Source organism: Streptomyces sp. IBSNAI002 (assembly GCF_052244475.1).
In the GTDB taxonomy this organism is placed as follows: Bacteria; Actinomycetota; Actinomycetes; order Streptomycetales; family Streptomycetaceae; genus Streptomyces.
This window is the reverse complement of record NZ_JBQPXG010000002.1, coordinates 5,157,819-5,176,833: the sequence shown is the minus strand read 5'-3', so window position 1 is coordinate 5,176,833 and position 19,015 is coordinate 5,157,819. Positions and strand designations below refer to the sequence as shown.

Sequence of the window (19,015 nt, the reverse complement as noted above, 5' to 3'; positions counted from 1 at the left end):
GTCAGGCCTCCGTTCCGGTGCTCTCGGCCGGAGCGGCGGCGGGAGCGTCGGCCTTGGGGGCCTCGACACCAGCAGCCTGCTGCGGCTTGCGGCCACCACGGCCGCCGCGCTCGCCACCACGGCCACCACGGCCGGCGGGACGGTCGCCAGCGCCCTGCGCGCCACGGGCCGGGCGGTTACCCGCACGGGCCGCAGCGTTCTCGGCGCGAACCTCGGCGATGTTCTTGACGTCGCCCTTGTAGATCCAGACCTTCACACCGATACGGCCGAAGGTGGTCTTGGCCTCGAAGAAGCCGTAGTCCACGTTCGCGCGGAGGGTGTGCAGCGGCACACGGCCTTCGCGGTAGAACTCGGAGCGGGACATCTCGGCGCCGCCGAGACGACCGCCACACTGGATCTTGATGCCCTTGGCGCCGGCCTTCATCGTGCCCTGCATGCTCTTACGCATGGCGCGACGGAAGGAGACGCGGGAGGAGAGCTGCTCGGCAACGGCCTGGGCAACCAGCTGTGCATCCAGCTCGGGGTTCTTGACCTCGAGGATGTTCAGCTGGACCTGCTTGCCCGTGAGCTTCTCGAGGTCACCGCGGATGCGGTCGGCCTCGGCGCCACGGCGACCGATGACGATGCCCGGACGAGCGGTGTGGATGTCCACACGCACGCGGTCACGGGTGCGCTCGATCTCAACCTTCGAGATGCCGGCGCGCTCCATGCCGGACGTCATCATCCTGCGGATGGCGACGTCTTCCTTGACGTAGTCCTTGTACAGCTTGTCGGCGTACCAACGCGACTTGAAGTCGGTGGTGATGCCGAGCCGGAACCCGTGCGGGTTTACCTTCTGGCCCATTACCGGGAACCTTCCTTGCTGCTGACGACCACGGTGATGTGGCTGGTCCGCTTGCGGATCCGGTAGGCACGGCCCTGCGCACGCGGACGGAACCGCTTCAGGGTCGGGCCCTCGTCCACGTACGCCTCGCTGATGACCAGCGTGGAGGCGTCCGGGTGGTTGTAGTTGTGTGCGGCGTTGGCGATGGCGCTGTCAAGCACCTTGCCGACCGGCACGCTCGCGGCCTGCGGGGCGAAACGCAGGACCGCCTGAGCCTCCGTGGCATCCATGCCACGGATAAGGTCCACCACTCGGCGGGCCTTCATGGGCGTGACGCGGATGTACCGCGCCTGGGCCCTGGCTTCCATGGTTGTCCCTTCGGTGTAAGTCATAGTCATAACCACCCCGCCTTTAGCGGCGCTTCGACTTCCGGTCGTCCTTGACGTGGCCGCGGAAGGTGCGAGTCGGCGAGAACTCGCCGAGCTTGTGGCCGACCATCGACTCGGTGACGAACACCGGGACGTGGGTCTTGCCGTTGTGCACCGCGATGGTGTGACCCAGCATGCTGGGGATGATCATCGAGCGACGGGACCAGGTCTTGATGACGTTCTTGGTGCCGGCTTCGTTCTGGACGTCCACCTTCTTTACGAGGTGGTCGTCGACGAAGGGCCCCTTCTTGAGACTGCGCGGCATCTAAACCCGCTCCTAGCGCTTCTTGTTCGTCTTGCGGCGGCGGACGATGTACTTGCTCGAAGCCTTCTTCGGCGAGCGAGTACGACCCTCCTTCTGACCCCACGGGGAGACCGGGTGGCGACCACCACTGGTCTTGCCCTCACCACCACCGTGCGGGTGGTCAACCGGGTTCATCGCGACACCGCGGACGGACGGGCGAACGCCCTTCCAGCGCATGCGGCCGGCCTTGCCCCAGTTGATGTTCGACTGCTCGGCGTTGCCGACCTCGCCGACCGTGGCGCGGCAGCGCGCGTCGACGAGACGGATCTCACCGGACGGCATACGAAGGTGGGCCATCGTGCCCTCCTTCGCCAGCAGCTGCACGGAGGCACCAGCGGAGCGCGCGAACTTGGCGCCGCCACCGGGACGGAGCTCGATCGCGTGGATCGTGGTACCGACCGGGATGTTGCGGAGGGCCAGGTTGTTACCGGGCTTGATGTCGGCCGTGGGGCCGTTCTCAATCCGGTCGCCCTGCTTCAGAGCCTTCGGCGCGATGATGTAGCGCTTCTCGCCGTCCGCGTAGTGCAGGAGCGCGATGCGCGCGGTGCGGTTGGGGTCGTACTCGATGTGCGCGACCTTGGCCGGCACGCCGTCCTTGTCGTGACGACGGAAGTCGATCACGCGGTAGGCGCGCTTGTGTCCACCACCCTGGTGGCGAACGGTGATCCGACCGGTGTTGTTACGGCCGCCCTTGCTGTGCAGGGGGCGAACCAGCGACTTCTCCGGCGTGGACCGCGTGATCTCGACAAAGTCGGCGACGCTGGAGCCACGACGGCCCGGGGTCGTCGGCTTGTACTTGCGGATACCCATTTCTCAGTCCTCGTCCGATTCCGGACGACTAGACCTCCGTTAGGAGGCCTGGCCGCCGAAGATGTCGATTCGGTCGCCCTCAGCGAGGGTCACGATGGCGCGCTTGGTGTCAGCGCGCTTGCCGAAACCGGTCTTGGTGCGCTTGCGCTTACCCTGACGGTTGATCGTGTTGACCCCGGTGACCTTGACCCCGAAGACCGCTTCCACGGCCTGCTTGATCTGGGTCTTGTTGGAGCCGGGCGCGACGATGAACGTGTACTTGTTCTCGTCCAGCAGCGCGTAGCTCTTCTCCGAGACAACCGGCTTGATCAGCAGGTCGCGCGGGTCAGTGAAGGTCTTGCTGGTAACGGTCGCCTCAGACATCAGGCGTCGCTCCCTTCGGTCTCATCGGCCTTGGGGCCAGACACGAAGGACTCGAAAGCGGCCTGAGTGAAGACCACGTCGTCAGAGACGATCACGTCGTACGTGTTCAGCTGGCCCGGCTCCAGGATGTGAACCTGGGGCAGGTTGCGGGCGGACAGCCACGCGGCCTCGTCGGCGCGGTCGACGACCAGGAGCAGGTTCTTGCGCTCCGAGATCTTGCCGAACAGCGTCTTGGCGGCCTTCGTGGAGGCGGCACCCTCGACCACGCCGGTGATGACGTGGATGCGGGAGTGACGCGCACGGTCCGAGAGGGCACCGCGGAGGGCGGCGGCCTTCATCTTCTTCGGGGTCCGCTGGGAGTAGTCACGCGGCTGCGGGCCGTGGACAACGCCACCGCCGACGAACTGCGGCGCACGGGTCGAACCCTGGCGCGCGCGGCCGGTGCCCTTCTGGCGGTACGGCTTGCGGCCACCACCACGGACTTCGCCACGACGCTTGGTCTTGTGCGTGCCCTGACGGGCAGCAGCCAGCTGAGCGACAACGACCTGGTGGATCAGCGGAACGCTGGTCTTCGCGTCGAAGATCTCCGCGGGGAGCTCGACGGTACCGGCCTTGTCGCCTGCCGGCGAAAGGATGTCAATGGTGCTCATTACCTCAAGCCCCCTTGGCCGCGGTACGGACCAGGACGAGGCCGCCGTTCGGACCGGGGACCGCACCCTTGATGAGGAGCAGACCCTTCTCCGCGTCAACCGCGTGGATGGTCAGGTTCTGGGTGGTGACACGCTCGTTACCCATGCGACCGGCCATGCGCATGCCCTTGAAGACACGCCCAGGGGTGGCACAGCCACCGATCGAACCGGGGGAGCGGTGCTTGCGCTGCACACCGTGACCGGCGCCGAGGCCCCGGAAGTTGTGCCGCTTCATGACACCGGCGAAGCCCTTGCCCTTGCTGTTGCCCGTGACGTCAACCTTGACGCCGGACTCGAACACCTCAGCAGTGATCTCCTGGCCGAGCGTGTACTCGCTGGCGTCGGAGGTGCGGAGCTCCACCAGGTGGCGGCGGGGGGTCACGTCGGCCTTGGCGAAGTGGCCCTTGAGGGGCTTGTTCACCTTGCGCGGGTCGATCTCGCCGAAGGCGATCTGGACCGACTCGTAGCCGTCGATGTCGTTCGTACGGACCTGGGTAACGACGCAGGGTCCGGCCTTGACCACGGTCACCGGGACGACACGGTTGTTCTCGTCCCAGACCTGGGTCATGCCGAGCTTCTCGCCCAGGACGCCCTTGATCTGCTTTGCCATCTTCTCGACGCCTCTCAGAGCTTGATCTCGATGTCAACGCCGGCCGGAAGGTCCAGGCGCATCAGCGAGTCAACGGTCTTGGGGGTCGGGTCGAGGATGTCGATCAGGCGCTTGTGCGTGCGCATCTCGAAGTGCTCGCGCGAGTCCTTGTACTTGTGCGGCGACTTGATGACGCAGTACACGTTCTTCTCAGTGGGCAGCGGCACCGGGCCCGCGACCGACGCACCAGTGCGCGTCACCGTCTCGACGATCTTCTTCGCCGAGGAATCGATGACCTCGTGGTCGTAGGCCTTGAGCCGGATGCGGATCTTCTGTCCCGCCATGGCTACTCCGTAGTCCTGTCTCTATGTGGAAACGCTCTGGCCCTCGGTCGGCTGCGGGACGGATCCCGCGGCTTCTCTCCGACCCACGCGGTCGGGCGTGTCGCACTCCCTCTACAGAAAATTTCCATACGGAAATTCCCTCGTCCAAGGGGGTACGGTCCCTGTGACCGCGTTTCGGGGGAGAAACACCCACCGAGCGCCTGGTGTGCACCGTGCTGACACTTCCCAGAAGATTCCCGTACGTCCGTCCCCATTGCTGCCCCGGAAGGCAGATTAAGGACGACGAGTACTGTGGGACTCGCTTCCGGTCCTCCCGGCGGGAGGCGCGCAGCATCGGCACTCAGCCGAGCAACTTGAGTAGTCTGCCATACGAGGCGCGTACCTGGCCAATCGGGCGGAAGAGAATACCCCGCGACGCTGCGTGGTCAAACCGCCGCACCCATCGCCACGCCCGGGGCATCTCCCCCGGTCAGGACCGGGACACGGTGCCGCAGCCTTCCTGGCCGGTCGCGTCGATGCCCTTGCTCCGGTCGTACGGGTCCTGGGGCGTCCCGGAGGGGGTCACTCCGGTCACCGGGTCCGCGTCGAAGGCCGGGTGCACGTAGCCGTCGTACACCTCGCACGCACTGTTCGCGAGGTCGACGCGGTACCTCTCCAGCCAGAGGCGGCCGGGCGTGGACTCCCACTTGCGCCGGTCGGCGATCGAGAAGGTGATCTCGCGGCGCACGATGGTCCGCTCGACCTGGTCCGAGCCGGCCGCGGCCTTCACGAGCGGGTAGACGAAGGTGTAGTCGGCCAGCACCCGGGCCTGGCCGGGCTGCTCGCCGGGCTCGACCCACATCCGGCCGCGCACCTTGACCACCCCGCCCACCAGCGCCAGCTCGGCCGGGTCGTACCGGGTGAACAGGTTCAGCGGGTCCTGGTCCCGGCCGGGCTTCGCGAGGGAGCGGTCCAGGAGCTCCGCCGTCTCGCCGTCCTTGGGGTCCAGCAGGCCCAGCGCGGCCTTGGGCCGCTCCCCCCGCAGGGTCGCCGGGTCGAGGTTGGCCGCGATCAGGAACTGCTTGGCCTTCTCCAGCGCCTCCGCCACCTGCTCCCCGGTCATCCCGCCGACGGCCTCGGCCGCGGGCAGCTCGATGCCGGCGGCGCCGTCCGCCCACGGAAGGGCCGGGGAGCCGCGGAAAGGTTCCTGCAAGGTCGGGCGGTCCGGGTCCACCGACGGCGGCGCGGCCGTCGGGGCCGCGGTCTCCGGAGCCGACGGGGGCGCGTTGCGCGCGTCCTCGCGGGCCTGGGAGGTGCCCGTGAGGCGGTCGATGAGCAGCTCCGGCCGTACGGCGATCAGCGCGACCCCCGCGATGACCAGGACCGCCAGCACGGCCTTGGCCCGCCGCCCCCGCCTGCCCCGGCCCTCCCTCTCCTGCCAGGCCGGGCCGGTCCGCCACCCCGGCGGGTCCTGCTCGTGGCGCAGCCGCTCGGTCACCATCCGCTGCCGCGCCGACGGCTCCTGGGGCGCGTCGCGCGCCTCCTCGGCGGCCCGCTCCACGAACCGGTCCCACTCCGCGTCGGAGACGCCCGGTCCGTCGTCGTCGTTCTTCCCCATGCCCCTGTTTCCCCGTCCCCTGCCCCGGAATGCGGGAGAGGCCCCGCACCCTGTGGTGCGGAGCCTCTCACGTGCAGAAAGAGCAGTTCAGGCCACTAGCTGAAATAGCCCGTGATGTCCGCGATGAGATCCACGGACCCCGCGTTGTTGTAGAAGCTGACCTTCCCGTCCACGACCGGGACGACCACCAGGTTGGGGATCGTGAGACCGGCGGTGAAGTTCAGGTTCGAGGCGCTCGTACGGGCCGTGCCGCTGGGGAACACCGACACGAAGCTCGCCTCGGTCGGGTTCGTGGCCGTCACGTTCAGCACGACGGCCTTGACGCCCTCGGCCGGGATGCCGCGCACGCCCGCCACCGGCAGCGTGACGACGCTGCCGCCGGCCACCGCGCCCTGGCGCACGCCCAGGCCCGTACGGGTGTCCATCAGGCGCTTCGGGCCGAAGTTCGCCTGCATGGCGCCCGCGTCACCGTCCGAGAAGTAGCCGGTGATGTCGGCTATCAGGTCGACGGTGCCCTGGTTGTTGTAGAAGCTGATCTTCCCGTCCACGACCGGCACGACCACCAGGTTGGGGATCGTCTGGCCCGGGGTGAAGTTCAGGTTCGAGGCGCTGGAGCGGGTCGTACCACTCGGGTACACGGACACGAAGCTCGGCTGCGTCGGGTTCGTGGCCGTCACGTTCAGCACCACGGCCTTGACGCCGGTCGCCGGGACGCCGTCGACGCCCGCCACGGGCAGGGTGACCACGCCGCCCGAGCCGACCGGGCCCTTGGCGACGCCGAGGCCCTCACGGGTGTCCATCAGGCGCTTGGGACCGAAGTTGGTCTGCGTCGCGCCCTCACCGCTCGAGGTGAAGTAGCCGGTGATGTCGGCGATCAGGTCGACGTTGCCCTGGTTGTTGTAGAAGCTGACGGTCCCGTTGACGACCGGCACGACGACCAGGTTGGGGATGGTCTTGCCCGGGGTGAAGTTCAGGTTCGACGCGCTGGAGCGGGTCGTACCGCCCGGGTACACCGACACGAAGCTCGGCTCCGTGGGGTTCGTCGCCGTCACGTTCAGCACCACCGCGGTGGGCGTGCCACCGGTCGCGGCGGCCACCGGCAGGGTGACCACGCCGCCCGAGCCGACCGGGCCCTTGCGGACGCCGAGGCCCTCACGGGTGTCCATCAGGCGCTTCGGGGACAGGGGCACGAACGTGGCGCCCTTGACCTCGGCGTCGACGGTGACCGCCAGGCTCGTGGAGACCTTGCCGTTCGCGGCGGTCGCCTTGACCCGGACCTCGTGGCGGCCGTCGGTGACCGCGACCATCGCCTTGCGCTCGGAGGCGCCGACGGTCGCGACGGACTCGCCGTCGACCAGCACGTCGAACGTGCTCAGCTGGCCGCTCGCCGTGCTGGTGGTCCAGTCGACCGTCAGGGCCGCGCCGCTCGGGAAGGTGGCGCCGGGGGTGGCCGCCGCACCGTTCACCGAGGCGATCTTCAGCTGGGCCGCGGGGCCCGACTTCCGGAGCGAATCCAGCTGCGGGTAGAGCTGGTTGCCGGGGCACTGGGTGTTGAAGCCGTCGCGGTGGCCCGAGACGGTCTTGAACGAGTACTGCTGCCCGGTGGTGAACTTGTCGCCGAAGAAGTTGTTCTGGGTGGCGCCGGCGGTCAGCATCGTGGTGCCGGTCATATCGCCGTCGTACTGGCCCAGCTTGTACGCCGCGACCTTGGAGATGCCTTCGAGCGCGGCGGCCGAGGCCCCGCCGTTCGTGTAGTCACCGAGGACGGCGACGCTCGTCGACTCCTGGTTCCAGCCGTAGGTGTGGGCGCCCAGGACGGGCTGGTCCACACCGCCCTGACGGCCCTCGAAGAGGTTGCCGCACTTGTCGACGAGGAAGTTGTAGCCGAGGTCCCGCCAGCCGTTGGACTTCACGTGGTAGACGTGCAGGCTGCGCACGATGGCCGCGGACTCGGAGCACTCGTACGACGCGGTGGACGCGGTGTGGTGGACGAAGAGCGCCTTGACCTTCGCTCCGGGGAGGTAGATCGGGCCCTCGTTGTTCAGGGACTCGTCGGCCCCCCACTGCACGCGCGAGGCCATGTCCGGCCGCGGGGCGGTCGACTCCGGTCCCGGCGTCGTCGGGGCCGGGTCCGCGGCGGGAAGGGCGAGGGAGGCCGTCCCCATGCCCAGGACGCCCTTCTTCTTTGCCTTCGCGGCCTTCGCGACGCCCGCACCCGGGTCGACCATGTTCAGTTCCATGCCGGCGGGCAGCTCGGCGGCGCCGCCGCCCACCCGCACCTCGGCACCGTCCGACGGACCGACCCAGACGGGCTCGGTCGCGCCGCGCAGGCCCGGGCGCTTGCCGTCGAGGCCGGACTCGGCCTGCTCCAGCACCTTCCACTTCGACCACTTGCCGCTGGCCGCGTCCCGGGTGCGGGCCTCGATCTTGCCCTTCACCTCGGCCTCGGGATCGGTCCAGGAGACGCCCAGGAGCCCGAAGGGCGCGGTGTCCCGCTGGGCGAGGACGGCCTCGCCCTTGCCCTTGGGCTGGAGCGCGAGCTTGTGCAGCTCGCCCTCGACCGGGCCCTTCTCGCGGGCGGCCGCGCTGTACGGCGACACCTCGCCCTCGCCGTCGACGCCGTTGGCGACTCCCTGGATGCCGAAGACGGCGACGACACCGAGCGCGGCGGCGAGAGCCGTACCGCGCACACGACCTAGTTTCAAGTTGTCCCCAACCCCTGTTGTGAGTCCGCCAGAAGACATGCCTGACCGGCCGGATGTTACTGGCCGTGGCTGACGGCTCCGACAGCGGGGCGGGCTAAGGGGAACAGACGTGCGCCCTGTGCACGAGGACCCCCGGTCCGCGTGAACTGCGGTCCGGGGGTCCTCGGTCGGGGCGCGGGCTACTGCTTCGCCTTCTGCTCCTGCTCCCGCTTCTGCTCCTGTTCCCGCTTCTGCTTCTGCTCCTGCTCTTCCTTCTGGATCTCCGAGGCCGGCGGCTTGCGCCCGCAGACGGACTTCCAGTTCAGCGGACCGATGCCGCCGCACCACAGCTCGCCGTCGTCGCGGTTCTGCCGCCAGTCGTTCGTGACGATGTCCGCGCAGTTCTTCTTGTCCGGCGCGAAGCGCGGGCAGGTGCCGTCCGCCGTCTTGACGGTGTGCGCCCGCCAGGCGTCGATGCCCATCGACATGTTGTCGGACTGCGGCATGTAGCGGTTGACCGACCAGGACGCGCCCATCGTCCCGAACAGGGCGATCGCGCACACCATGCCGGCCGCGAGCTGCGCGACCACCCGCCGGGGAACGACCCGGGCGGCCGGGTCGGCGCCGCTCGGGCGCAGGGTGCGCTCGGCCCAGCCCGAGCCCCGGTGGATCACGGCCATCATGCCGAGCACGGCCAGGATCATCAGGCAGTACATGATGATCCACGTGGTGCGCGGGTAGAGCTGCACGGCCTTGTCGTGCGCCATGTGCGAGGCGAACCAGAAGCGGGCCAGCCAGGCGCCGGCCAGCGTGGCGGCGGCAGTCAGCACCATGATGTTGCGCAGCGCCAGGCCGACGCCCAGGCCCACGGCGAACAGCAGCAGCAGGGCGAAGCCGCTCTGGCCGGCCATCTCGCCGGCCGCCGGCCAGGTCTGGTACTCCAGCTTCCCGGACCGGTCGGACACCCAGCCCAGCACGTAGGCGGGATCGACGTACACGGCCAGGAAGGCGTAGCGGTCCGGGGTCTGGGAGCCGAGCCGGGCCATCTGGTAGATCAGCGGAGCGCCGACGACACCGGCCGTCAGCAGGGTGACGCCGACGAACGCGCCGGCCCGCTTGACCGCCGTCTTCCCGGCGCGCCAGGGGAAGAGGAACAGTGCGAGGACGAACACCCCGGGCGCGGCCCAGACGTACCAGCCGGAGTACCAGAGGAAGACCACGCCGAAGACCAGGCCGAGGACCGCGCCGCGCAGCAGGGACCCGCGCAGCGGACGGTCGGCGGAGCGGCGCATCTCGCGCAGGCAGTAGCCCAGCAGCGGCAGCAGGACGAGCATGCTGCCGTGGCTGTACGGGCGGATCGGGTCCATGAAGAGGAGGGCCGAGGGCACGGCGATGAGCAGCGCCCAGAACGGCCGGAGCAGCAGCCGCCAGGCCAGGTACGTCATCGGGCCCGCGATCGCGGTGAAGAAGATCTGGAAGTCCTTGAGGGCGAACCCGGTACCGCCGGGCACGTCGTAGCGGATCTTCGCCCAGACGGCCATCAGGCCGGGGAACAGGGGCGGATAGATGCCCGACATGCTCTCGCCGTGCAGGAACGAGTTCGCCATGGCGATCAGGGCGCTCGGGTCGCCCTCCTGGCCGCCGAGGCCCCAGGGCGTGCCGCGCAGCGCGACGACCACGCCGCCGGCCAGCACGCCGGTCGCGAGTCCGGCCAGCGCGGCGCACACCAGGCGCTTGGCCGCCTGGTGGCGCAGGAGCGAGCCCCGGTAAGCCGTGTACAGCAGGACCGCGAGCAGCGGCAGGCCGAGGACGGCCGCGTACTGCTGGAGCTTGGCGAGACCGCTGACCTGGCCGACCCGGATCAGCGGGTTCACGCTGATGTGCGTGCTGAGCAGGGTGAACCCGAGGGCCGCGACGAGGCTGACGAGGACCTCGGCCAGCGGGAGCACCCACCTCCGCGAGAGCCACGCCGGCCCCCGCGAGGAGGACAGACGGTTCGTTCCTTCCGCTGTCGGGGCGGGGCGGGGCGCCGGAGCGCCGGCCTCACCGACCTCCTCGGGGGCCAGGTGTGTCATCTCAGTCCGTTTCAAGGTGTGCGGCGGCGGCCAGGCTCAGCTCTGGCCGGAGGTGAAGGCGTGCTTCGCCAGGGTGCGGGCGCCCTCCCGGTGCCCGCGGCGCAGGGCGCCGGGGAGCATGGTCAGCGCGTGCAGGCGGGAGGCGCTGTGGAAACGCGCGGCGCGGGCCGCCTTGGGCCAGCCGCGGGCGTCCATGCGCGCGGCGACTGCGGCGAAGTAGCGCTCGGCCTCGGCGAAGCGGGTGCCGGAGAAGGCCTGCACCGAGGATTCGCTGACCGCGTGGCGGCGGTACTGGAAGACGGTGGTCGAGTTGTCGATCACCATCTCCTCACCGGCCTCGAGCAGGTCGACGACCAGTGCGAGGTCCTGGATCACGGAGTAGTCGTCGCGGAAGTTCATCTTGCGCAGCGCCTCGCCGCGCCAGGAGATGGAGGGGAAGTACAGCCAGTTCCCGCGCAGCACGCTGGCGGCCAGCTCCTCCCCGGCCATCAGGCGGCGGCCCTTCACCTGCGGCGCGTACAGCCGCTTCTTGGTGTTGTCGGCCAGGCCGCCCTGCATGACGCGGCCCGAGCCGTCGATGACCTCGACGCCTGGCTGGACCATGCCGGCGCCCGGGTGGGCGCCGATGATCCCGCGGACCGTCTCCAGGTAGTGCGGGTGCAGGATGTCGTCGCAGCCCATGATGACGACGTAGTCGGCCTCGGAGAGCTCCACGCACTTCTGGAAGTTCTTGGTGATGCCGAGGTTCTGCTCGTTGCGGGTGTAGTGGACCCGCTCGTCGCCGAGCCGCTCGAACCAGCCGGGTACGTCCGGCTCCTTGCCGTCGTCGATGACGACGAGCCGGAAGTCCCGGTCGGTCTGCGCCAGGACGCTGCGGACGGCGTCCTGCATCAGCTGCACGTCCCCGTAGTAGGGGAGCATGAAGTCGAAGGTCACCATGGAGCGTCAGGCCTTCACGGAGTCGGGGTCGGGACCGGCGGCCGCGGCCCCGGCCGCGCCGGAGTCCGCGGCGGAGTCCTGTGCGAGGCGCTCGTCGTTGTGCCGGACGCCCTCGTTGATGGCCACGGTCCGCGCCAGGTCGGTGATCTTCTTCTCCAGCGACCGGAAGCGCAGGAAGGTGTTGAGCGTGAGGAAGCCCATCGCGAGCACCATCACGTAGAGCACCAGGTCGGTGCCTCGGCCGACGCCGAGCTGCTGGGCCAGCCAGGTGACGTCCGTCGGGCGGAGTACCGCGTAGACGTTGACGACCACGAACACGGAGAACGCTATGCGCTTCCACGCCCGGTTCTTCGCCTGGCCCCAGGTCCGGATGAACATGAGGGCCATGGACACCGAGCCGAGGATCAGCAGCAGCTGGATCCAGAAGTACTTCATCGACGCCCACGCTCCCGCAGCGAAATGTCAAAAAGGATGTTGACGCCGTTGATCAGGGACTGACCCTTGGCGCGTGAGTAATCGGTGTAGAGGATGTCCACCGGAACCTCGGTGACCCGCAGGTCGGAGCCGGCCAGGAAGCCGACGAGCTCGGACGCGTGCGCCATGCCGTTCATGGTGATGTTCAGCTGCTCGGCGGCCTCACGGCCCAGGACGCGCAGACCGTTGTGCGCGTCGGTGAGCTTGAGCTTGCGTGCGGTGGGGCTGACCGCGGCCGCCGTACGCAGCACCACCTGCTTGATCCACGGCACCTGGCCGTTCTGCTCGATGAAGCGGGAGCCGAGGACGACGTCCGCCTCGTCGCGGCGCAGCACCGCGACCATCGTCTCGACGTCCTTGGTCTGGTGCTGACCGTCCGCGTCGAAGGTGGCGAAGTAGCGGGCGCCGGGCTGGGCAAGCGCGTACGTGAGGCCGGTCTGCAGGGCCGCGCCCTGGCCGAGGTTGACCGGGTGGCGCACCAGGTGCGCACCGGTGGTGGCGATGTGCCGGGCCGAGTCGTCCGTGCTGCCGTCGTCGACGACGACGATGTTGGGGAACGTCTTGCGGGCCCCCTCGACCACGTCGGCGATCACCTGGCCCTCGTTATAGGCCGGTACAACCAGCCAGACATCGTCGTAATCGGACACGGTAGCTCCAGCGGAATGGGGCACAAACGAGTGCTCGGTGATCGGTGTGACGTCGTGGGCAGGCAGGGTCATTTTCCGACCGCGCCCACGCCCAGGCGGCCGGTGTCGGCCGTCTGCCCGGGCCCTTCGGTGGCTGCCGCAGCCGCTCCGGGGAAGCTCAGCCTCAGCGCTGCCAGCATAGCGAGCACGGTGGCGAGGGAGCCGAGTGCGTAGGCAACGATCACGCGCACGGCCACGTCCCCCGGAATCAGGGTGATGCCCACCAGGACCGCGGTTCCCAGGGCCCAGCAGAGCAGTTGCAGGTTGTGCCGCTTGAATACCATGAGCGCCTGTCCGAGGACCATCGCGAACATGTACGCCACGGTGCCCGCGGACAACAGGAAGAAGTCGAAGCAGCCCAGCCGGGGCTTGGCGCCGAAGAGCACCTCGATCAGCCACGGGCCGAGCGCGGTGGCGGGCACCCCGCCGAGCAGGCCGAGACCGCCGACGACCAGCGCGATCCGGCGCAGCATCGCCCAGAACGCCGCCCGGTCCCCGGCCGTGAAGGCGGCGGTGAGGCCGCTCAGCAGCGAGGCCTGGAGCGAGCCGAAGACGAAGAGCGGTACCCGCGCCAGGACCAGCGCGCTCAGCAGCGCCGCGATCAGCACGCTGTCGGTCGGGGCCAGCAGTTTGGTGCTCACGACCGCCGCGTTGACGACGGCCTGCGACAGCAGGGTCGCGCAGATCAATAGGCCCAGGCCGTTGCACAGCTCGCGCCAGGCGATCGGTTCGCCGGGGCCGACCGCGCGCAGCAGCGCCGGCAAGGTGACCAGCGTCGCGATGACCGGGGCGACGGCCAGGACCAGGCTGAAGGCGAGTGCGGAGTGCAGTCCGAACAGTGCGCAGCCGAAGGCGAGCACGATCCGCAGGCCGCCGTCGACGGCGAGCTGCGTGCCGTACGCGGCGAAGCGCCCGAGGCCGGCCAGGACGCCGCGGGTCAGGTAGCAGACCGCCATGCCCGCGAAGGCACCGCCGAGCGCCGCCACCAGGGAGCGGTCGCCCTGGAAGAGCAGGTCGGCGATCGGGCCCGCGCCCAGGCCCAGGACGAGCAGGGTCGTGCCGAGCATCGCCGCGGTCAGCAGGGTGGCCCGGCGCAGCACCGGGGTGGTGCCCTGCCCGAGGACCACGCGGGCGGAGACGATCCGGGTGAGCTCCTGCTCGATGGGGAAGAACACGCCGATGCCGATGGACATCACGATCGTCCACAGCACCGAGACGTTCGCCATGTCCTGTTCGGACAGGCTGTGACCGGCCACGCCCAGGTGGACGTAGGAGGCCGCGCCGAGCACGACGGTGCCGCCGGCCACCGCGACGGTGCCCGGCGGCAGCGCCGCGGTCAGCTTGTTCAGCAGGGTTCTCATCCCGCCCGGCCGTCCCGGGCCTGCGTGGCCAGTGCGGCGAAGACCGGGGTGCCGAGCGCTTCGGCGAGCTGCTCCCGCCAGTCGGCCAGGGGCGCCAGGCCGGCTTCGGCCCAGCGGTCGTGCCCGAGCACGCTGAAGGAGGGGCGGACGGCGGGGCGTACGAACGCGGCCGAGGTGGTCGGACGGATCCGCTCCGGGTCCAGGCCGCCCAGCCGGTAGGCCTCGCGGGCCAGCCCGAGCCAGGTCGTGCGGCCGCTCGCGGTGCCGTGGTACACGCCGCCGGGGGCGCGGCCCTCGAGCGCGGCCTGCCCCAGCTCGGCCAGCCGGCGGGCCAGCGCGTAGGACCAGGTGGGCTGGCCGTGCTGGTCGTCGACGACGTCCAGGGTGTCCCGCTGGGCGGCCAGCTTCAGCATGGTGGCGACGAAGTTCGGCCCGTGCTCGCCGTACAGCCAGGCGGTGCGGACGACGTAGCCGTCCTGCGGCAGCAGCTCGGCGACGGCCTGCTCGCCGACCAGCTTGGTCCGCCCGTAGGCGTTGACCGGGCCGGTCTCGGCGTCCTCGGCGTACGGCTGCGAGGCGTCGCCGGGCAGCACGTAGTCGGTGGAGACGTGCAGCAGCCGGGCCCCGGCCGCGGCGCAGGCCTCGGCGAGGACCCGTACGCCGGTGCCGTTGACGGCGGTCGCGGCCTCCTCGGCCGTCTCCGCTCCGTCCACGTCGGTCCAGGCGGCACAGTTGACGACCACGGCGACGCCCTCGACGGCGGCCCGGACGGCTGCCGGGTCGGTGATGTCGAGGTCGGCGCGGCCGAGGCCGACGGCCTCGATGCCGGAGTCCTTCAGGACGGCCAGGAGGTCCTGGCCGAGCATCCCGGCGGCGCCGGTGACGAGCCAGTGCGTGGCCGTGGTTCGGGAGGTCACTTCTGCAGCGCTGCCTTCACCTTGAGGGGCTCCCACCAGGCACGGTTCTCGCGGTACCACTCGATCGTGGCCTTGATGCCGTCCTCGAAGGTGACCTGCGGGGCGTAGCCCAGCTCGGCGCCGATCTTGCTGATGTCGATGGAGTAGCGGAGGTCGTGGCCCTTGCGGTCCTCGACCTGCTCGACCATCTCCCAGCCGAGACCCGCGGCTTCGAGCAGGACGCCGGTGAGCTCCTTGTTGGTGAGCTCGGTGCCGCCGCCGATGTTGTAGACCTCGCCGGCCCGGCCCTTGCGCATGGCCAGGTCGATGCCGCGGCAGTGGTCGGAGACGTGCAGCCAGTCGCGGACGTTGCCGCCGTTGCCGTACAGCGGGACCTTCTTGCCGTCCATCAGGTTGGAGACGAACAGCGGGATGACCTTCTCCGGGAACTGGTAGTGCCCGTAGTTGTTGGAGCAGCGGGTGACCACCACGTCCATGCCATGCGTGCGGTGGTAGGCCAGCGCCAGCAGGTCGGAGGAGGCCTTGGAGGCGGAGTACGGGGAGTTCGGCACCAGCGGCCACTCCTCGGTCCAGGAGCCCTCGCTGATCGAGCCGTAGACCTCGTCCGTGGAGATGTGGACGAAGCGGCCGACGCCGTGCTTGCGGGCCGAGTCCAGCAGGACCTGGGTGCCCACCACGTTGGTCATCACGAAGGGGCCCGCGCCCGCGATGGAGCGGTCCACGTGGGACTCGGCCGCGAAGTGCACGACGACGTCGTGACCGGGCATGACCTGGTCGACGGCTTCGGCGTCGCAGATGTCGCCCTTGACGAAGGAGTATCCGGGGTGGTCCGCGACCGGCGCCAGATTCGCTTCGACTCCGGAGTAGGTCAGCTTGTCGAAGACCGTGATCCGGGCCGAGGCATCTGCACCGAGCTGCTGGCGGACGAATTCTGAACCGATGAAGCCGGCGCCGCCGGTCACGAGGATGCGCATAATAAGAAGAGTCTAGCCGCCCGCCGAACGTCACACGCCCTGGGCGCGGCTCCCCCACGCCCTCTCGCATAGGGTTCTCTCCATGCGTGGAATCCTCTTGGCCGGTGGTACCGGATCCCGACTCTGGCCGCTGACACGGGCAGTCTCGAAGCAGTTGCTGCCCGTCTTCGACAAGCCGATGATCTACTACCCCCTCTCCACCCTGGTGATGGCGGGGATCAGCGAGATCCTGATCATCACCACTCCGGAAGACCGCGACCAGTTCGAGCGGCTGCTCGGCGACGGTTCGCAGTTCGGCCTGCGGCTGGAGTACGCCGTCCAGGAGCGTCCGGAGGGCATCGCCCAGGCCTTCGTCCTCGGCGCCGACTTCATCGGCGACGAGTCCGTCGCGCTCATCCTCGGCGACAACATCTTCCACGGCAGCGGCCTCGGCACGCGCCTGGCCCAGCACACCGGCGCCAAGGGCGGCCGGGTGTTCGCGTACCCGGTGGCGGACCCGACCGCGTACGGCGTGGTGGAGTTCGACGAGAAGGGCCAGGCCATCTCCATCGAGGAGAAGCCGGTCAAGCCCAAGTCCCGCTACGCGGTGCCGGGCCTGTACTTCTACGACAACCAGGTCGTCGAGATCGCCCGCGGCCTGAAGCCCAGCGCCCGCGGCGAGCTGGAGATCACCGCCGTCAACGACGCCTACCTCCAGGCCGGTGAGCTGAACGTCACCATCCTCGACCGCGGCACCGCCTGGCTGGACACCGGCACCTTCGTCTCGATGGTCCAGGCCTCCGAGTTCGTCCGGGTCATCGAGGAGCGCCAGGGCTTCAAGATCGGCTGCATCGAGGAGGCGGCCTGGCGGGCCGGCCTGATCGATTCCGCGCAGCTGCGCGCGCTCGCCGAGCCCCTCACCAAGAGCGGATACGGCACCTACCTGCTGGCCCTGCTCGACGAGGAGGCCGCGCGATGAAGTTCCGCGAGCTGTCCATCGAGGGCGCCTTCGAGGTCACCCCGCAGCTGCACGGCGACCCGCGCGGCCTGTTCACCGAGTGGTACCGCTTCGACCGGCTCGCCGAGGTCGTCGGCCACCCGCTGAACCTGGCGCAGGCGAACCTCTCGGTCTCCTCCGCCGGCGTGGTCCGCGGCATCCACTTCGCCGACGTGCCGCGCGGCCAGGCCAAGTACGTGACCTGCGTGCGCGGCGCCGTGCTCGACATCATCGTCGACCTCCGGGTGGGCTCCCCCACCTTCGGCCGGTGGGAGGGCGTCCGCCTCGACGACGTGGACCGCCGCGCGGTCTACATCCCCGAGGGCCTGGGCCACGGCTTCTGCGCGCTCAGCGACGACGCGACGCTGTCGTACCTCTGCTCGGAGACGTACAACCCGACCGGCGAGCACTCGGTTCACCCGCTCGACGCCGACCTCGGCATCGAGTGGCCGGCCGACGTCCCGCAGCTGTCAGCCCGCGACGAGGCCGCCCCGTCGCTGGCCGAGGCCATCGCCTCCGGGCTGCTGCCCGACTACGCGGCCTGCAAGGAGTTCACCGAGTCGCTCCGCGTGAGCTGACCGGCCTCCGCCGTACGAGAGGGAGGGCCGCACCCCGATCAGGGGGTGCGGCCCTCTCCCGTATCCGGGTCGCCCCGTCGGCCACCCGGAACGCCGAAGGGCCCCGTCCCTCCGCCGGAGCGGTGGGACGGGGCCCTTCAGTGCAACTTGGTGCCCGGAGACCGGGCTACCAGGTCAGAGCACGAATTACTTCGTGATCTTGGTGACCTGGCCGGCGCCCACGGTACGACCACCCTCACGGATGGCGAACTTCAGGCCCTCCTCCATGGCGACCGGCTGGATCAGCGCGACCGTCATCTCGGTGTTGTCGCCCGGCATGACCATCTCCGTGCCCTGCGGCAGGGTGACGACACCCGTGACGTCGGTGGTACGGAAGTAGAACTGCGGACGGTAGTTGTTGAAGAAGGGGGTGTGACGGCCACCCTCGTCCTTCGACAGGATGTAGGCCTGGGCCTCGAACTCGGTGTGCGGGGTGACCGAACCGGGCTTGATGATGACCTGGCCGCGCTCGACGTCCTCGCGCTTGATGCCACGGAGGAGCAGACCGACGTTCTCGCCCGCCTGGCCCTCGTCGAGGAGCTTGCGGAACATCTCGATACCGGTGACCGTGGTGGTGGTCTTCTCTTCCTTGATACCGATGATGTCGACGGTCTCGTTGACCTTCAGGACACCACGCTCGATACGGCCGGTGACGACCGTACCGCGACCGGTGATCGTGAAGACGTCCTCGACGGGCATGAGGAACGGCATCTCGGTGTCACGCGGCGGGGTCGGGATGGCCTCGTCGACGGCGTCCATGAGGCCGATGAGCTTCTCGCCCCACTCGGCGTCGCCCTCGAGGGCCTTCAGCGCGGAGACGCGGACGACCGGCAGGTCGTCGCCCGGGAAGTCGTACTCGGAGAGCAGCTCACGGACCTCGAGCTCGACGAGCTCCAGGATCTCCTCGTCGTCCACCATGTCGGCCTTGTTCAGGGCGACGACGATGTACGGAACGCCGACCTGGCGGGCCAGGAGCACGTGCTCCTTGGTCTGCGGCATCGGGCCGTCGGTGGCGGCGACCACGAGGATCGCGCCGTCCATCTGCGCGGCACCGGTGATCATGTTCTTGATGTAGTCAGCGTGACCCGGGCAGTCGACGTGGGCGTAGTGACGCGCCTCGGTCTGGTACTCGACGTGCGCGATCGAGATGGTGATACCGCGCTGGCGCTCCTCAGGAGCCTTGTCGATCTGGTCGAACGCCGAGGCCGCGTTCAGGTCCGGGTACTTGTCGTGCAGCACCTTGGTAATGGCGGCCGTGAGGGTCGTCTTACCGTGGTCAATGTGACCGATGGTGCCGATGTTGACGTGCGGCTTAGTCCGCTCGAACTTCGCCTTCGCCACGGGGTCCTCCTGAGAGTGGTTCTG

20 protein-coding genes are annotated in these 19,015 nt (G+C 69.4%); 2 read left to right on the top strand and 18 right to left on the bottom strand.

The annotated features are described in order from the left end of the window. Nucleotide 1 precedes the first annotated feature (1 nt). The 17 genes from rpsC to rfbB form a co-directional block, all read right to left on the bottom strand. Nucleotides 2-844: a 30S ribosomal protein S3 gene (rpsC, locus tag ACTVZO_RS25090; RefSeq protein ID WP_030230639.1), complete on the bottom strand. Its 843-nt coding sequence runs from the start codon at nt 842-844 to the stop codon at nt 2-4. Next, a complete protein-coding gene (gene rplV, locus ACTVZO_RS25085) occupies nt 844-1,191 on the bottom strand; it encodes a 50S ribosomal protein L22 (RefSeq protein WP_007265904.1) in 348 nt (115 codons plus the stop codon). The genes rpsC and rplV overlap by 1 nt, the downstream gene beginning before the upstream one ends. A 43-nt stretch (nt 1,192-1,234) precedes the next feature. After that, nucleotides 1,235-1,516 (bottom strand): 30S ribosomal protein S19, encoded by a 282-nt coding sequence (gene rpsS / locus ACTVZO_RS25080; protein ID WP_008739713.1) that lies wholly within the window; start codon nt 1,514-1,516, stop codon nt 1,235-1,237. A gap of 12 nt (nt 1,517-1,528) precedes the next feature. Continuing rightward, nucleotides 1,529-2,365 (bottom strand): 50S ribosomal protein L2, encoded by an 837-nt coding sequence (rplB, locus tag ACTVZO_RS25075; RefSeq protein WP_008739715.1) that lies wholly within the window; start codon nt 2,363-2,365, stop codon nt 1,529-1,531. 39 nt (nt 2,366-2,404) lie between these two features. Further along, nucleotides 2,405-2,728, bottom strand: coding sequence for a 50S ribosomal protein L23 (rplW, locus tag ACTVZO_RS25070; protein WP_030154694.1), 324 nt, complete (start codon nt 2,726-2,728; stop codon nt 2,405-2,407). After that, nucleotides 2,728-3,378 carry a 50S ribosomal protein L4 gene (gene rplD / locus ACTVZO_RS25065; protein ID WP_030725940.1) on the bottom strand — a complete coding sequence of 217 codons (651 nt, stop codon included), beginning with the start codon at nt 3,376-3,378 and terminating at the stop codon, nt 2,728-2,730. The genes rplW and rplD overlap by 1 nt, the downstream gene beginning before the upstream one ends. Before the next feature lie 4 nt (nt 3,379-3,382). Next, nucleotides 3,383-4,027 (bottom strand): 50S ribosomal protein L3, encoded by a 645-nt coding sequence (rplC, locus tag ACTVZO_RS25060; protein ID WP_007265899.1) that lies wholly within the window; start codon nt 4,025-4,027, stop codon nt 3,383-3,385. 14 nt (nt 4,028-4,041) lie between these two features. Continuing rightward, complete coding sequence (rpsJ, locus tag ACTVZO_RS25055) at nt 4,042-4,350, bottom strand: 30S ribosomal protein S10 (RefSeq protein WP_003948644.1); 309 nt, start codon at nt 4,348-4,350, stop codon at nt 4,042-4,044. 469 nt (nt 4,351-4,819) lie between these two features. Beyond that, nucleotides 4,820-5,947, bottom strand: a complete 1,128-nt coding sequence (locus ACTVZO_RS25050) for a hypothetical protein (RefSeq protein WP_443300513.1) — start codon at nt 5,945-5,947, stop codon at nt 4,820-4,822. Nucleotides 5,948-6,042: 95 nt separating this feature from the next. Then, nucleotides 6,043-8,637: an N-acetylmuramoyl-L-alanine amidase gene (locus ACTVZO_RS25045; RefSeq protein ID WP_443300512.1), complete on the bottom strand. Its 2,595-nt coding sequence runs from the start codon at nt 8,635-8,637 to the stop codon at nt 6,043-6,045. A gap of 194 nt (nt 8,638-8,831) precedes the next feature. Then, on the bottom strand, nt 8,832-10,580 hold the full coding sequence (locus ACTVZO_RS25040; RefSeq protein WP_443300511.1) for a hypothetical protein: 1,749 nt from the start codon (nt 10,578-10,580) through the stop codon (nt 8,832-8,834). Between the two features lie 162 nt (nt 10,581-10,742). Next, entirely contained in the window at nt 10,743-11,645 is a 903-nt protein-coding gene (locus tag ACTVZO_RS25035; protein WP_443300510.1) for a glycosyltransferase family 2 protein, read from the bottom strand. A 6-nt stretch (nt 11,646-11,651) separates the two neighbouring features. Then, on the bottom strand, nt 11,652-12,080 hold the full coding sequence (locus ACTVZO_RS25030; protein ID WP_443300509.1) for a DUF2304 domain-containing protein: 429 nt from the start codon (nt 12,078-12,080) through the stop codon (nt 11,652-11,654). Continuing rightward, the gene (locus tag ACTVZO_RS25025; protein ID WP_443300508.1) at nt 12,077-12,766 is read right to left on the bottom strand and encodes a glycosyltransferase family 2 protein; all 690 of its coding nucleotides are present in this window, start codon (nt 12,764-12,766) and stop codon (nt 12,077-12,079) included. Before ACTVZO_RS25025 ends, ACTVZO_RS25030 begins: the two co-directional genes overlap by 4 nt. Before the next feature lie 68 nt (nt 12,767-12,834). Continuing rightward, nucleotides 12,835-14,166 (bottom strand): lipopolysaccharide biosynthesis protein, encoded by a 1,332-nt coding sequence (locus ACTVZO_RS25020; RefSeq protein WP_443300507.1) that lies wholly within the window; start codon nt 14,164-14,166, stop codon nt 12,835-12,837. Beyond that, on the bottom strand, nt 14,163-15,032 hold the full coding sequence (rfbD, locus tag ACTVZO_RS25015) for a dTDP-4-dehydrorhamnose reductase (RefSeq protein WP_443303260.1): 870 nt from the start codon (nt 15,030-15,032) through the stop codon (nt 14,163-14,165). Before rfbD ends, ACTVZO_RS25020 begins: the two co-directional genes overlap by 4 nt. A 47-nt stretch (nt 15,033-15,079) precedes the next feature. Next, nucleotides 15,080-16,057: a dTDP-glucose 4,6-dehydratase gene (rfbB, locus tag ACTVZO_RS25010; RefSeq protein ID WP_443300506.1), complete on the bottom strand. Its 978-nt coding sequence runs from the start codon at nt 16,055-16,057 to the stop codon at nt 15,080-15,082. An 82-nt stretch (nt 16,058-16,139) separates the two neighbouring features. Here rfbB and rfbA point away from each other — a divergent pair, with 82 nt between their 5' ends. Both rfbA and rfbC read left to right on the top strand, forming a co-directional pair. After that, nucleotides 16,140-17,015 (top strand): glucose-1-phosphate thymidylyltransferase RfbA, encoded by an 876-nt coding sequence (gene rfbA / locus ACTVZO_RS25005; protein ID WP_443300505.1) that lies wholly within the window; start codon nt 16,140-16,142, stop codon nt 17,013-17,015. Beyond that, nucleotides 17,012-17,611 carry a dTDP-4-dehydrorhamnose 3,5-epimerase gene (gene rfbC / locus ACTVZO_RS25000; RefSeq protein WP_443300504.1) on the top strand — a complete coding sequence of 200 codons (600 nt, stop codon included), beginning with the start codon at nt 17,012-17,014 and terminating at the stop codon, nt 17,609-17,611. The genes rfbA and rfbC overlap by 4 nt, the downstream gene beginning before the upstream one ends. A 186-nt stretch (nt 17,612-17,797) precedes the next feature. On the opposite strand, the gene tuf is transcribed toward rfbC, so the two are convergent. Further along, a complete protein-coding gene (gene tuf / locus ACTVZO_RS24995) occupies nt 17,798-18,991 on the bottom strand; it encodes an elongation factor Tu (protein ID WP_384224765.1) in 1,194 nt (397 codons plus the stop codon). Nucleotides 18,992-19,015: the final 24 nt, after the last annotated feature.